The sequence below is a fragment of the Cryobacterium ruanii genome (genome assembly GCF_004404055.1).
Classification (GTDB): Bacteria; Actinomycetota; Actinomycetes; order Actinomycetales; family Microbacteriaceae; genus Cryobacterium; species Cryobacterium ruanii.
Window position 1 is genome coordinate 80161 of the sequence record NZ_SOHK01000005.1, and the last position, 14742, is coordinate 94902.

Annotated in this window: 12 protein-coding genes and 1 tRNA gene; 10 read left to right on the forward strand and 3 right to left on the reverse strand. The window is 63.4% G+C overall.

Annotated features, from left to right (window positions below; all coding sequences use genetic code 11):
- Window position 1 precedes the first annotated feature (1 nt).
- From E3T47_RS01865 to E3T47_RS01895, 7 genes are all read left to right on the forward strand, one after another.
- Window positions 2–2533 (forward strand): hypothetical protein, encoded by a 2532-nt coding sequence (locus tag E3T47_RS01865; RefSeq protein WP_134553956.1) that lies wholly within the window; start codon window positions 2–4, stop codon window positions 2531–2533.
- 105 nt (window positions 2534–2638) lie between these two features.
- The gene (locus E3T47_RS01870) at window positions 2639–3745 is read left to right on the forward strand and encodes a hypothetical protein (RefSeq protein WP_134553957.1); all 1107 of its coding nucleotides are present in this window, start codon (window positions 2639–2641) and stop codon (window positions 3743–3745) included.
- Window positions 3746–3795: 50 nt separating this feature from the next.
- Window positions 3796–4833: a hypothetical protein gene (locus E3T47_RS01875; RefSeq protein ID WP_166805578.1), complete on the forward strand. Its 1038-nt coding sequence runs from the start codon at window positions 3796–3798 to the stop codon at window positions 4831–4833.
- A 42-nt stretch (window positions 4834–4875) separates the two neighbouring features.
- Window positions 4876–5997, forward strand: a complete 1122-nt coding sequence (locus E3T47_RS01880; RefSeq protein WP_206751323.1) for a WxL protein peptidoglycan domain-containing protein — start codon at window positions 4876–4878, stop codon at window positions 5995–5997.
- A 1-nt stretch (window position 5998) separates the two neighbouring features.
- The gene (locus E3T47_RS01885; RefSeq protein ID WP_134553960.1) at window positions 5999–7093 is read left to right on the forward strand and encodes a hypothetical protein; all 1095 of its coding nucleotides are present in this window, start codon (window positions 5999–6001) and stop codon (window positions 7091–7093) included.
- Window positions 7090–8106 carry a sortase gene (locus E3T47_RS01890; protein ID WP_241981854.1) on the forward strand — a complete coding sequence of 339 codons (1017 nt, stop codon included), beginning with the start codon at window positions 7090–7092 and terminating at the stop codon, window positions 8104–8106. The genes E3T47_RS01885 and E3T47_RS01890 overlap by 4 nt, the downstream gene beginning before the upstream one ends.
- 293 nt (window positions 8107–8399) lie before the next feature.
- Window positions 8400–9173, forward strand: a complete 774-nt coding sequence (locus E3T47_RS01895) for a phosphate ABC transporter ATP-binding protein (RefSeq protein WP_241981877.1) — start codon at window positions 8400–8402, stop codon at window positions 9171–9173.
- A 33-nt stretch (window positions 9174–9206) separates the two neighbouring features.
- Here the strand turns inward: E3T47_RS01895 and E3T47_RS01900 are convergent, their stop codons facing one another.
- Window positions 9207–9698, reverse strand: coding sequence for a MarR family winged helix-turn-helix transcriptional regulator (locus E3T47_RS01900; protein WP_134553961.1), 492 nt, complete (start codon window positions 9696–9698; stop codon window positions 9207–9209).
- A 122-nt stretch (window positions 9699–9820) separates the two neighbouring features.
- On the opposite strand from E3T47_RS01900, the gene E3T47_RS01905 reads away from it, so the two are divergent.
- The 3 genes from E3T47_RS01905 (at window position 9821) to E3T47_RS01915 (ending at window position 12346) form a co-directional block, all read left to right on the forward strand.
- Window positions 9821–9892: transfer RNA gene (locus E3T47_RS01905), tRNA-Gln, on the forward strand.
- Window positions 9893–9925: 33 nt separating this feature from the next.
- On the forward strand, window positions 9926–11368 hold the full coding sequence (gene glmU / locus E3T47_RS01910) for a bifunctional UDP-N-acetylglucosamine diphosphorylase/glucosamine-1-phosphate N-acetyltransferase GlmU (protein ID WP_134553962.1): 1443 nt from the start codon (window positions 9926–9928) through the stop codon (window positions 11366–11368).
- A complete protein-coding gene (locus E3T47_RS01915) occupies window positions 11369–12346 on the forward strand; it encodes a ribose-phosphate diphosphokinase (RefSeq protein ID WP_134553963.1) in 978 nt (325 codons plus the stop codon).
- A 254-nt stretch (window positions 12347–12600) separates the two neighbouring features.
- Here the strand turns inward: E3T47_RS01915 and E3T47_RS01920 are convergent, their stop codons facing one another.
- Together E3T47_RS01920 and gndA are read right to left on the reverse strand one after the other, a co-directional pair.
- Window positions 12601–12966, reverse strand: coding sequence for a hypothetical protein (locus tag E3T47_RS01920; RefSeq protein WP_134553964.1), 366 nt, complete (start codon window positions 12964–12966; stop codon window positions 12601–12603).
- Window positions 12967–13083: 117 nt separating this feature from the next.
- Window positions 13084–14541 (reverse strand): NADP-dependent phosphogluconate dehydrogenase, encoded by a 1458-nt coding sequence (gene gndA / locus E3T47_RS01925; RefSeq protein ID WP_134553965.1) that lies wholly within the window; start codon window positions 14539–14541, stop codon window positions 13084–13086.
- Window positions 14542–14742: the final 201 nt, after the last annotated feature.

A 14742-nucleotide genomic window follows, 5' to 3' on the forward strand; every position in this document is an offset into this window, starting at 1 on the left:
TGTGGGATTGATCGTCGGAATGGGGGTGTCATTGGTGTCAACGCTGCTCCCCACACCGGCCGAGGCTTCGACCTCGAGTGCGGTGACCGTTGCCGCCCGGGGTTACGACCTCGACTACGGTAATGCGCCCTTTCCCGACCTCGCGGTGACGGTGTCGAAGACCAGCGAGCTGGTCTCCCAGGGAATTTTGGTGAGTTGGACCGGAGGCAAGAAATCCGTGCGACCGCAGGGGAGCGTTGGCGGCGAGAACTTTATGCAGATCGCCCAGTGCTGGGGCGAGGACCCGCTGAATCCGGGACATCCGGACCGTACGACGTGCCAGTACGGCGCCTTCCCCAATGTCGGCCGTGACTCCAATGTCCTCGACAACGTCACGGACCCCAACGACGAGGCGTTCAACCTCAAGAGCATCGCGCCCGAGGACGAGCAGTACACGGCGAAGGGCACCGGCGGGTTAGTGCCAACGTACACTTCCATTCCGTTCCGGGCCGTGAGCGGTGAAACGGTCGCGTCCGTGGGGCCAAATGCCGCAGGCGTGCTCAAACACGATACGTCGATTGACGTGAACACGAACGAGTTCTTCACCCAGTTCACCTCCAACGAAATCAAATGGGCCGGCGCCGATGACACCGGCGCTGGTTCCGTAAAGTTCGAGGTTCAAACGTCCATGCAGTCGCCGGGTTTAGGCTGTGGCCAGCCGATTATCGTAAGCGGTCGTCCAATTGTCGGGCAGACCTGCTGGCTCGTGGTGATACCGCGCGGTACGGGCGACTCCGGAGTGAAGAGCATCACCAGGCCGGGACTTTTCTGGGATGCCTGGCAGCATCATGTCGCCGTCAAGCTGGATTTCAAACCGGTAGGCATCCGCTGTGAAATCGGTGGGGCTGAGGCCGCACTTTCTGGCAGCGAACTGATCGGCGGCGCGATCGCATCGTGGCAGCCCAACCTCTGCGCGGGTACCACGAACTCGGCCTTCGTCTTGAGCACGGGCAATGAAGCGGATGCTGCGGTCAAGGCAAGCAAAACCGTGCCCAGTCCGCTGGCGCTCACGTCCCGGCCCCTGGACGCCGACTCTTTGAACGGAGCGGCTGACCCCCTGCAGTACGCTCCCGTCGGAATTTCAGGGCTGTCCATATCGGTTGCCGTCGACCGCCGTGTCACACCCGTAGACGGCATCAAACAAGAATATAAAGACCGGGAAACGCAGGCTTTTTCCAGCCTCAAGCTCACCCCACGCCTCGTGGCGAAGCTCTTGACATCGTCCTATATTTCGTCTCTGCCACCGGGGGCTGACCTAACCCACGTGAACTACCGCAGCTTTGCCGATCAGGGGAAGAATCCGGCCAACCTCTCGCGAGATCGTGACTTCCTCGCGATAAACGATGAGGAATGGGCTTCCCAGGACCTAAATAGTACGTCGTTGGCTGACCTCCTGGTTCCCTCCGGCCGGTCAGACCTGGCCGTGGCCCTGTGGCGCTACGTTCTGAGCGATCCAGACGCCGTCGCTTTCCTGTCCGGAACACCGGATCCCTGGGGCATGATCGTGAACCCGTGGTATTCCACGAGTACAACGGTCAACCCAAGCACGGTCGGCCTGAGTCTGCCGCGAGAAAATTTTCCCAAGGCGGACCCCGTCGAGAAGGCCGGAACTACCGGGTCCAATGGGGAGGGTCCGGTGAATCTTGTGACCTGGCGTCCTTATACTTCGGACTTTGAGAATGGCGCCTACCTGACCCTCCGTGGTGACGGCCAGCTGCTCGGCGGTTGGGATACTTCCTACACCCCGCCCAAGTATGCCAAGACCGCTCGCAGCCTGGTCGGTGAACAGGGCGTTCTCGGGTTGACGACGACGGCTTCCGCCGCCCGGTATCAAAATGTCACCGCATCGCTGTTGAACCCAGCCGGCGAGTACGTCACACCGACGCAGGCGTCTCTGACCGCCGCCGCCGCGGCGATGACCCCTTCTAAGGCCCAGCCGAAGGTCTTGGAATTTGATCCGGATTCATCCGCTTCGATCGCGGCATCGAATGCGTATCCTCTGGCCATGCCGGTCTATGCAGCTCTTAACCCGTTGCAGACCGATGCCGTCCTCCGTGCCAAGTACGCCAATATGATTCGCTACGCTGTTGGTGCCGGTCAGGTTTCCGGCCCGGAGATAGGGCAACTACCCGAGGGATATGCGCCGCTGCCGGCCAGCTGGGTATCCCAGGCCCAGACCGCGGCCACCGCCATCGAGAAGGGCATCAGCCCGCTCGTGGCGCCCGTCGCGAACATCACTCCGGCAGTGATAGCGGCAGCCAGCCCGGTTCGATCAGGCTCGGTCCGAGCCGCTGAAGGAGCGTCGCCTGTGGCAGCGCCGGTTACGACGACTCCGGTGGTCACCGGGGATACCGCCGGACCTTTGCTCGGATTTGCCACTCCCCAGGATCCTCCGGCAGGACCGGCGGGTTTGGCCGTTCCCGCTGGCCTGCTTTCCGGCTTCGCGGCTGCCGGTGCCGTCCCCATGATTTCGCGCTTCCGAAGAAGACTCTGAGGCGTTGAGGCTTGACCGTTCGACCTCCACAATTTAGGTCGGATCGGTTAGGAAAAACAGACTCGATCGAGTCCGTTCCAATGTAAGAGACCGAAAGGCATCACAGTGATTTCGAAGAAGACTATTGCATTTTGCGCAACAGTCGGCGTTGTCGTTTCCGGCATCGTCATCTCCGCTCCGGCCCACGCCGAGCCCGTTTCCAACAGCTACTCGGTTGTCGGTTCCGACACCCTCGAAGACGTCGTCAACGCGCTCGCCAATGGGACGGCCATCACCGGCTCGAGCGTTCGTTCCACGGTGAATAACACCACTATTGGTTCGTTTGACGCCACTGGTTCTCCTTACATCACCACAAAATCTTCCGGAACCCGCTTTGGCCGACCCAACGGTTCCGGCGATGGCGTGAAGGCACTCAGCCGCTCGATCGACGGTGCCGCGTACACGTCCGCCACGGCCGGGAGCCCGGCCAGCGTGGTTATCACCGGCCAGGTTGACATTGCTCGCTCGTCCAGCGGTGGCACGGCCAACGCGTCTGGAGAGCTCCTTTACGTTCCGTTCGGGCGCGATGCTATCGCTTACGCCTACAAGGGTTCGGCAACCGGCATCGACACTCTGACCGCATCACAAATGAAAAGCCTCTACGAGTGCTCTGCTGGCTTCCAGATCGGTGGTGTGTCCGTCACTCCGATCATCCCGCAGGCGGGCTCGGGCACGCGCAAGGACTTCCTGAACAAGATCGGCTCCACGGAAACCCTGATGAAGACGATCAGCGAAAGCGGTTGCGTCGTCGAAGGCCAGGAGCATGACGCGACGACTCTAACGGCCGAGTCGGTCATGCCGATGGCCGTCTCCCGCTGGATTGCCATGAACACTGGTGCCAGCTACGACAAGCGAGGCGCCGGCACGCTCGGCTCTCTCGTGGCCGGCGTTGTGCCGGTTTCTGGAACCGGATCGTTGATGGTGCCCAATGCTGATTATTATGCCGACACTACCTGGGGTCGCGACACCTTTCTCGTCGTGGAAAATGCTCGGGTTGACCCGGCAAACCCCAAGTTTGACGCCGGCTTGGCCACGTTGATGGACTCCAGCGTGTCGAATGCCCTGACCAATACCAATACCTTTGCGTCGCGTGCCGGAGCGGTGAAGAAGAAGTACGGCTTCCTCGCGCCCACCGCCGGGGTAGTTGCGTACCGCGTTGCCAAGACCGCTTAATCCAGTCCCACTGAGCATCGGAAGGATAAGAAATGAAAATGAATAAGAAAATGCAAATCGCAGCAGTCGGCGTCATCTCTCTGGCCCTCGTGGCAGGCGCGACCGCGGTCGCCTCGGCCGTGGTCCAGCCGAATGGTTCTGACGCAGCGCTTTACAGTTATGACTCAAACATTGCACTCGTTACCGATCCGTCCACGGTCTTCACCTGGACCTCCGACAACTTCGGTTCCGGTAGCAAGACGAACGCCGTGGGGCCATCAACGTGCCCGACCGCAGCCGATGACGCCTACATCTTCGTAGCAACGGCCGGAAACGAACGGACGAAGGCTGCGTGGAGCGCCTACGGTGATAGCGCATTTGCACCTGGAACCAAAGACGTGATCGCCGCAACACTGACCCCCGGTGTTGCACTGACGTCGGGTAACTATGGCACGGTCAAGTCCAACGGTGGAACGTACAGCCTCGGCATCGCGTGCACGAACAACAACGGCAACACCATCGTCGGAGCCTTCTACCGCACGGCATCCATCACCGCCGGCACCGGCTCGTACACGATGAGCGCAGTGACGGAAGGCACGCCGCCGCCGCCGCCCGCCAACACCGACACGACCGGTAGCGTCGCGCTGTCGCCGCAAACCGTCGGCGCCAACGACGGAGTGCTCAGCCTGAGCGTTCCCGTTGGAGCCGCGGCTGTGTTCGCCGCGCCAACCCTGGTCAACAACAAGTCCACCACCACGGGTACTTTGGGCAACGTGACCGTCGCCGACGGTCGCAGCGTCACCCGCAAGGGGTGGGACCTGAATGCCAGCGTCACGGACTTTGTCAACGCCAGCGACAACACCAACACGATCAGCAAGGCTCAGCTCGGTCTGATCCCGAAGGTCGTGTCCTCCGAGGCGACGGGCGTTACCGTCGGTCCTGTCCAGGTCGCCGGCTCGGCAACGTACTCCTCGCTCTTCGCGTCGGGAGCAGCGGCAAACACGGTCGGCAACACGGTGCTCAACGCAGACCTCACGTTTGTGGCGCCCGCTAACAAGGCTGCGGGCACCTACGTCTCGACCCTGACCCTCACGGTCGTCTCGAAGTAACGTTTTCTCGCTAAAAGTGAGTTCCCGATACCAGGGGGAGAGGTGGCAGGGACGCCTCTTCCCTTGCTTTCACTCCTCGAAATCTGTGCAGAAAAGAGAAAGTTCCGCGTGATGATCCATCGCTATATCCGCCCTCTCGGTCTGGTTGCCACCGGCGCACTTCTCACCATCGGATTGACCGTAGGAACGGGAGCGGTGCAAGCCATGAGCGCCTCGGCAGCCGAATCCGACGGTATTGCAGGTGCCCCATCAGCCGATGGTGGGGTCGACCAATCCCGCTCGCGATACAGCTATCAAATGGATCCAGGGCAGGCGGTTTCCGATGAGTATTTAGTGCAGAACACCGGAACGACCACCCAGTCCGTCACCGTCTACGCCACCGACGCCTTCAACACTGACGACGGTGTTTTCTCCCTTTTGGACGGAGGCGTATCCCCAGTAGACGTCGGTCGCTGGGTAACGTTTGCCAGCGGCGCGGACCAGATCACCGCGACGTTGGAGCCTGGAGCGTCCAAGGTAATCCCCTTCACCGTGACGACGCCCGCTGACGCCCGTCCCGGGGACCACGCGGGCGGCATAATCGCTTCGGCATTGTCCCCATCCGGACAAATTTCGCTGGACCGACGGGTGGCCATTCGACTTTATGTTCGCGTCAAGGGTGAACTCCAGGCTGGTCTGACCATAAGTAGCATTGCTTCGTCGTACCAAGCCGAATTGAACCCGTTTTCCGGCAAGACCGAGCTCCACGTGACGCTCAATAACACCGGCAATGTGGCGCTCGGCGCTACGACCGTGTCTCGAGTGCGGGGCATCTTCGGTATCCCGGTATCCGGAACCAGCCGAGAAGAAATTCCCGAGATGTTGCCCGGCAGCACGCGCACCCTGACCATGACCGTGCGAGGTGTTGGCTCGTGGGTTTACCTCAACCCACAGGTCAACCTCGCCGCAACGATCGACACGGAAGCCATCAACCCCGGGGTTCTACCCACCGCGAGTCGAGAGACTGACCTGATCGTCGTTCCTTGGGGCGCTGTCATCATCCTGTCGCTCGCAGTCCTGATCTATTTCATCGTGCGGTTCACCCGCTCGAGAAGCGCACAACGTGCTGCTGCCTGGAACGAATACACCGAGGCCGAGGCGCGACGCCAGGCTCGGGAGGAGTGAGATGACTGTGCCCAACCAACGCTTAGCCCGTCGAGTTCGCGTCGTCGGCGCTCTCGCCCTTGTCGTTTTCTTCGGCTCGAGTACCGGAGAATCTGGCGCCTACGCATCGAACGATGACAGCGGTATCGGCATCAGCGTTCCCGTCGTCGATTCGTCGGCGGCGACAGAGCCGCAGTCCACCGTCGCCCTGCCGTTTGGGTCGTCCGCGACGAACGCGCCGGTGGTCATCACCCTCTCGGGCCTCAAGCCGTTCTCTTTCATAGAAATTTTCGTCAACTCCACACCGGTCCTGCTCGCCAGCGGTCACGCTGACGCTGCCGGATCCTTTACGGTTTCGGTGGCTCTGCCGGCCGGGCTGGAAGGTGGCAGTCATACCATTTCGGCGACCGGAATGAAGGCCGACGGAACGGCCTTTAACTCGACCATCGCGCGCTTTTCGATCACTGCCGGCGGGCTCCTCGCGCAGCCGGAAGCCACCTCTATCCCCTCCGCGACGTCCAAGGCGCCGCCAGCCAGAAGCAACACCAGTCCGACAACTGTCGTGAGCGAGGTTGCTCTGACTACTCCGGCGGCGGTCGCCGATGCGCTGGGTGAAGACCCCTTCGACTTGGGCGGTGTTTTTTACCTCAGTGGCTTGGTTGCTAGCGCAGCGCCGGTCATTGGCCCAGAGGGGGGAAATGTGACTCTCGCGTTCACGGTCAAGAATGCTACCTCCGGGCCCCTCAGCGCTGACCTTCGATACTGGCTGGAGAACGCTGCCGGAATGGGAGTCGCCCAATCCGATGACATCAGCGTGATCGAGCTGGAGGCTGGGCAAACGAAGACCCTCAGCGTTACCCTGCCCGACGTCGGTCAGTGGGGAATTCTCAACGCCCAGATGACCTTCACTCCGCCGGATACCGTGCGCGGAACCGTTCTCACGCCGGTCACCCGCGACACCCTCATCATCCTGCCTCCCTACTTTGTCATGCTTGTTGTGGGCAGCCTTGGCGCACTTTTCTTTGCTGCACGCTATGTGCTGGCATGGCAGCGGGCTCGGCGTCAGAACGCGCCAGCCTTCAGTGCGTCCAAGGTACCCGTCGAGGTCACAGCATGATGAGTGCCAAGCGCAGTCTGCCGTCGACCCGACACCTGCTACGGGCGATTCGCCCAGCGCAGGCGCGCCCGCGGATCGCGCCTCCTCGCGGCTGGAAGCCCGGTCAGGCCCTTCCACCCAAGCCGCCCCGCTGGGCAGGGCCGGCGCCGAGCCCACGGGTCGTGCTGACCGTGCGGGAACGTCGCATTCGAGGCTCCTTGACGATGATCGCCGCCCTCATCTTCGGCTTTCTGCTGCAGGTGACCGTCGTCGGACAGCTTCAGCACATGGTCGCGCAACAACAGCTCACCGACACATTTCGCCTACAGCTGGCCGAGGGAACCGCCCCGGTGAGCGAGGGCACGGTGGATAAGGTCCTGCTCGCCGATGGCGCACCGGTTGCGCTGATCGACATTCCCGCTCTGGGCGTTCGCGAGGTCATCGTGGAAGGAACAGGCTCTGCCACGACTCAGAGCGGCCCAGGTCACCGCCGCGACACGGTGCTGCCTGGTCAGGCGGGAGTGAGCGTGGTCATGGGGCGTGCGGCGGCCTACGGTGCACCCTTCGCGCGCATCCAGGAGTTGCGCCCCGGACAAAAGTTCACCGTGCTCACCGGTCAGGGAACGTCGACCTTCTCCGTCATCGGGGTGCGGTATGCCGGCGATCCGGCTCCGGCCTCGCCGCGTGCCGACCAGGGCCGTCTCATTTTGGAGACAGCTCGCGGACCGGCGTTTGTCCCGAGCGGCATTGCCAGAGTGGATGCCGAACTGGTGAGCGAAACTTATCCAGCGGGTCAGCGCCAGACCTCGTTTGCCACTCTCCGACCGGCGGAACGGGAACTAGCCGGTGATACATCCACGGTGTGGGCGCTGGTCTTTGCCCTGCAATTCTTCCTGCTGGTCGAGTTGGCTGCGGTCTGGTGCATTCCGCGGGTCGGCGCGCAGAAGACGTGGATTGTTTTCATCCCGGTGGGCGTGCTGAGTGGTCTCGTCGTCGCTGATCAGGTTGTTCGACTGCTGCCCAACCTGCTCTAATTCGCTCGGCCGCATTTGTCTTTCTTATTGTGTTATCCAATTCGTCCCGAGTCACGGGGCATTACAGAAAAGATGTGGGCATGACTCCAATGAATCGCGACGATGACCGGACCGCCATATTGCCCATACAAGAAGATACCCGTCCACGCTTGACCGGGCGGTTACACGCACCGCTGTCTCGACTGCGCGCTCGCGTACCCGGGAGTCGGCGTTCGGTGGATTCCTCAGGATCAGCAACGGGAGCCCCGGCAGCTGCGGAAGTATTTGCTTCGGAAGCGATAAGCACCCTGCCGCTGGCCACCCTCGAGGGTCGCAATGTATCGGCGTGGTTCGGCGAACGCCAGGTGCTTGACCGGGTCTCGCTCACCATGCCGGCCGGCATCATCACCTCGTTGATCGGCCCGTCAGGCTGCGGGAAATCCACTTTTCTGCGCATCCTGAACCGCATGCACGAGCTCGTGCCCTCGGCAAGCCTCGCCGGACAGGTACTCCTCGACGGTGAGGATATCTATGACGCCGAACGCAAGCTCGTTGATGCCAGGAAGAGCATCGGCATGGTGTTTCAGAAACCGAACCCGTTCCCTTCGATGTCTATCTACGACAACGTCATCGCCGGCCTGACCCTCACCGGCACGCGGGCGTCGAATGCCGAAAAAGACTTCCTCGTCGAAAGCTGCCTCACCAAGGCCGGGTTATGGAGGGAGGTGCGAGACCGACTGCGCTCACCGGGCAGTGGACTCTCGGGGGGACAGCAGCAGCGCCTGTGCATCGCTCGCTCACTCGCGGTCACCCCGCGCATTCTGCTCATGGATGAGCCGTGCTCCGCACTCGACCCCACCTCGACCCGAGTGATCGAAGAGACCATGCTCGAGCTCGCCCACGAGGTCACAATCGTCATCGTGACGCACAACATGCAGCAGGCCCAGCGGGTCTCCCAAAACTGTGCGTTCTTTCTGGCTGCCCAGGGCACGCCCGGCGGTATCGTGGAGCATGGTGCGACCGAGGCTATGTTCAATGACCCGATCGATTCCCGCACCGCCGACTATGTCAACGGTCGGTTCGGGTAGCGGCCAGCCACGCACCCGGAGTCGACGCTGAAGTCAGTCGAAGTCGAGGCTGAGCTTGCGCAGCAGGCCGGCCAGCCGTTCCTGATCGGTCACCGAAAGGGTGTCGAGCAGGTCGGCTTCGGCGTCAACCAGTCGAGTGATGGCGGCATCCACTCGGGCGAGGCCGGAAGGCGTCATGCCCACCAGGATGCCGCGACCATCGTTGGGTGCGGAGCGGCGCGTGACCAACCCGCGGTCGACGAGCCCGTCGATGCGGTTCGTCATGGTGCCACTTGAGACGAGGGTCTGCTGCAGCAGGGCTTTCGGGCTCAACTCGTAGGGGGTGCCGGCCCGGCGCAGGGCCGAGAGCACATCGAACTCCCACGACGCGAGCTCGGAGCGGGAGAACGCGGTGCGGCGGGCACGGTCGAGGTGCTTTGATAACCGGGCGACCCGGCTGAGTACCTGCAGCGGCGCAAAATCAAGATCGGGCCGTTCGCGCAGCCAGGAATCGACGATTCGGTCGACTTCATCATGGCCAGGCATTGCTCCATTATCCCGCTTACCGGGGGGTTTCTTTGCCCCGGGGCCGTCTGACCGCTGGAGCGGTGCATGCTGGCCGCCGGAATCTGGCAGACTTGACAAGTTGCTGGCCCCGGTCAGCATGGTCCGCCATAGTGTAACGGCAGCACGGCAACCTTTGGAGTTGTTCGGTCCAGGTTCGAATCCTGGTGGCGGAGCACTACTTTCTTCACCAATGCGTTAGGAATCTTGTGACAGACGCCCGCCTCGCCATCATCGTGTTGGCCGCCGGCCAGGGCACCCGCATGAAGTCCAGCCTGCCGAAACTGCTGCATCCGCTCGCCGGAATGCCGATCGTCAGCCACGTGTTGGCCACAGCGCGCGCCCTCGACGCCGCCCACGTCGTGACCGTCGTGCGGCACGAACGCGACTTGCTCGCCGCCGTCGTGGCCGACGACCTGCCGGAGAGCACGATCGTCGACCAGGACGAGATTCCCGGCACAGGGCGCGCCGTCGAACAGGCCGTCGCCGCCCTGCCCGCCGATTTCGACGGTGACGTGCTCGTCATCAACGGCGACGTGCCGCTGCTGAACGCCGCCACGCTCGCCTCCTTCATCGCCTCGCACCGCAAGGGCGCTGCGGCGGGCACCGTGCTGTCTGCCTACCCGGACGATGCGACCGGCTACGGCCGCATCATCCGCTCGGTCGAGGGCGCGTTCGACCGCATCGTGGAACAGAAAGACGCGACGGATGCGGAATTGGCCGTCACCGAGATCAACGCCGGCGTCTACCTGTTCGGGCTGGCCGCGCTGCGTGAGCAGCTCGCCGAGCTCACCACCGCCAACGCGCAGGGCGAGAAATACCTCACCGATGTGATCGAACTGTTGCGCCGAGCTGGCTCCGAGGTGAGCGCCGTTCCCGTCGCCGACGCCTGGATCGTCGCCGGCATCAACGACCGGGCCCAGCTCGGCGACACCGCCCAGAAACTCAACGCCCTGATCGTGCGCGGCTGGCAGCTGGCCGGCGTGACCGTGCAGGACCCCGCCACCACCTGGATCGACCTGAAAGCAGTGCTCGCGCCCGACGTCACTCTGTTGCCCGGCACCCAGATCGTCGGTGCCACCGTGGTGGCGACCGGCGCCATCATCGGCCCGGACACCACCCTGCGCGACTGCGAGATCGGCGAGAACGCCCGCGTCAATCGCACCGATGCGACCCTCGCGGTGATCGAGGCCGGAGCATCCGTCGGCCCGTTCTCGTACCTGCGTCCGAACACCGTGCTGGGTGCCGACGGCAAGATCGGCGCCTTCGTGGAGACTAAGAACGCTCAGATCGGAGCCGGCAGCAAGGTGCCGCACCTGAGCTATGTGGGGGACGCCACGGTCGGTATCGGGTCGAATATCGGCGCCGGAACGATCTTCGCCAACTATGACGGCGTGGCCAAACACCACTCGGCGATCGGGTCGCATGTGCGCACGGGGTCGCACAACGTGTTCGTCGCGCCGATTACAATTGGGGACGGAGCGTACACGGGGGCAGGCACGGTCGTTCGCAAAAGCGTTCCGGCCGGCGCACTGGCCATCAACGTGGCGCCACAGCGCAACATGGACGGCTGGGTCGAGACCAACCGTGCAGGCACGGCTGCTGCCACAGCAGCGTCAGCGAGCAGCAGCATCACAAAGACTGGAGAATAAGTGTCGGAAATCAAGAGCAGCGGCGACAAACGACTCGTACTGGTTTCGGGGCGCGCGCACCCGCAGCTCGCACTCGATATCGCCACGGAGCTTGGTTCAGAGCTGCTCCACACCGACGCACGTACCTTCGCCAACGGTGAACTGTATGCCCGGTTTGACGAGAGCGTGCGCGGCTCGGATGCCTTCGTCATCCAGTCGCACACCGCGCCGATCAACGAGTGGCTGATGGAACAGCTCATCATGGTGGACGCGCTCAAGCGGGCCTCGGCTAAGCGCGTCACGGTGGTCGCGCCCTTTTATCCCTATGCCCGGCAAGACAAGAAGGGTCGGGGTCGCGAGCCGATTTCAGCCCGCCTCGTCGCCGACCTGTTCAAGGTCGCCGGAGCCGATCGCATTATGTCGATCGACCTGCACGCCGCGCAGATTCAGGGCTTCTTCGACGGTCCGGTCGACCACCTGTTCGCGATGCCAGTGCTTCTGGAGCACTTCCGCGAGAAGCTCGACCCGGCCACCCTCACCGTGGTCTCACCCGACATGGGCCGCGTGCGAGTCGCCGACATCTGGAGCGACCGCCTCGGCGTGCCGCTCGCCATCATCCACAAGCGTCGCGACCCGTTGGTGCCCAACCGGGTCTCCGTGCACGAGATCGTCGGCCAGGTGAGCGGCCGTGTCTGCCTGCTCGTCGACGACATGATCGACACCGGACGCACCATCGCGCTTGCCGCCGAGGCTCTGCGCGAAGCCGGCGCCATCGGCGTCGTCGTCGCGGCCACCCACGCCGTGTTCAGCGACCCGGCGGTGGACATGTTGCAGAACCCAGCCATCAGCGCCGTCGTGGTGACCGACACGCTGCCGATCCCGCCGGAAAAGCGCTTTCCGACCCTCACCGTGCTGCCGATCGCCCCGTTGCTCGCCCGCGCCATCCACGAGGTCTTCGACGAGGGTTCGGTCACCTCCATGTTCGACGGCGCCGCGTAGCCATTGAGGTGATCAGCCCCGCGAGTGGCTGGTTAGGGAGGCGGCGGCTGCGGCCGCTGTCTCCACTCCTTCAACTGCGCCAAGAGTGGATGCTTCACTTTCGTCTCGCGATCTTCCCGCCGCCGCCTCAGCGAGCCGTGAGTTTTGATCGTTGAGCGTGAGTTTGTGGGCGATTTCGGGTTGAAACTCACGGCTCGGCGATGCGAGGTCGTCGAAACTCACGGCTTGGCGGCCATGAGAGGTTCGAGAACTCGCTAGGTGGGCGTTCCGGGGGCCAGCTGGCGCGGCGCGGAGGGAATGAGCCCGAGGGGCGTCACGAAGGTGTCGCGCTCGTTCACGTCGATGGCGTAACACTGCCATCCGAACCCGCCCGGTCCGGCGAAGTCGAACCGGGCGTCGAAGTCAGCGGCCACGGGGTAATACTGGGCTACCGCGGTTGCGCAGGCGTTCGCGGCGGTGTCGGAGGCGACGCGCATGGTCGTGAGCACGCCCGGCACGACGAGGGCGATCAGCCCGAGCACCACGACGACCCGCAGAATCGACGAAAAGTGTTTGCCGCGCAGCGGGCGATAGTTGTCGTTCGGCTCGTAGCCGGAAAGCTCGGGGTGATTGTCAGTCATGGGTGCGTACAGTCTTCCAGACCCGGGTGTGAAATGACCGGTTAACCGAAGCCGGCCGACGGCATCCGTTCTGCCCGACGTGGGTGAGCGGATGCTGCCGGCCGGCAGACGAGTGCGTTAGTGCGTGGATGCCTCGGTGGCGATTTCACTGCGGTCGCCGGACCACAGGGTGTGGAAGGTGCCGGGCATGTCGACGCGGTGGTAGGTGTGGGCTCCGAAGAAGTCGCGCTGGCCCTGCACCAGGGCAGCGGGCAGGCGCTCGCTTGCGAGCGAGTCGAAGTAGCTCAGGCTCGAACCGAAGCCGGGAACCGGGATGCCCGACAGTGCGGCGGTCGAGACCACGCGGCGCCAGGCGGCCTCACCCGAGGCGACGGCTTCGGCGAAGTACGGGTCCACGAGCAGGCTTGGGATGGACGGGTCGTTGTTGTAGGCGTCGACGATGCGGTTGAGGAACTGCGCGCGAATGATGCAGCCGCCACGCCAGATCGTGGCGATAGCGCCCTTGTCGATGTTCCAGTTGTACTTAACCGCACCAGCGATGATCGCGTCGAACCCCTGTGCGTAGGCGACGATCTTCGAGGCGTAGAGCGCCTGGCGCACGTCTTCCTGAAAGGTGTGGCCGACAACGGCGATCTCGGGGCGCGCCGTAATGGTGGCGCGTACCGGTCCACGCTGCTCTGGGTGGCTCGAGACGGCGCGAGCGAAGACAGCCTCGGCGATGCCGCCGACAGGAATACCGAGGTCGAGGGCGTTCTGCACGGTCCAGACGCCGGTTCCCTTGGAGCCGGCCTCGTCGAGCACGACGTCGATGAACGGCTCGCCGGTCTTTGCATCGACTTGGCGCAGAATTTCTGCGGTGATCTCGATCAGGTAGCTGTTGAGCTCCCCGCCGTTCCAATCGGTGAAGACGTCGGCGATGGCTTCGGGGGAGTGCCCACCGACCTTGCGCAGCAGGTCGTAGGCCTCGGCGATGAGCTGCATGTCGGCGTATTCGATGCCGTTGTGGATCATCTTGACGAAGTGGCCAGCACCGTCGGTGCCGATGTGGGTGACGCAGGGCACACCGTCGACGACGGCGGCGATGGATTCGAGAATGGGGCCGAGCGTCTTATATGCCTCGACCGAGCCGCCGGGCATGATGCTCGGGCCGTTGAGTGCGCCCTCTTCGCCGCCCGAAATACCGGCGCCTACGAAGTTGAGGCCCTTAGCGCTCTGCTCCTTCTCGCGACGGATGGTGTCGGTGAATTCGGCGTTGCCGCCGTCGACGATGATGTCACCGGGCTCGAACAGTTCCGAAAGTTGTGAGATGACGGCGTCGGTTCCGCGGCCAGCCTGCACCATGATGATGGCGGTACGCGGCTTCGTGAGCGAGGCGACGAAGTCGGCGATGTTCTCCGAGGCGACAAAACTGGCCTCGGGGTGCTCGGTCGTGAGCAGGCGGGTGCGCTCGGGGGAGCGGTTGTAGACCGCGACGGTGTTCCCCTCCCGACCGGCGAGGTTGCGGGCGAGGTTCGAGCCCATCACCGCCAGACCGACGACACCAATGTTTGCCTGTGCTGAACCGGACTCTGACACGTGTTCTCCTTCGGGGCTGTGATCAACAGACCACTGTCAAGGGTAGTCCACGAGACTGTTCGGTCCCACATTGAGGGTCAGCTGGAGCGCCACACGACGCTCAGATGGCAGATTTGCCGTACCAGACGGCGTATCTGTCCTTCAACCGACTGGCCGACGGTGCCGTCCACGACTGGTGAGCACGGCCGAACGACACGCCCG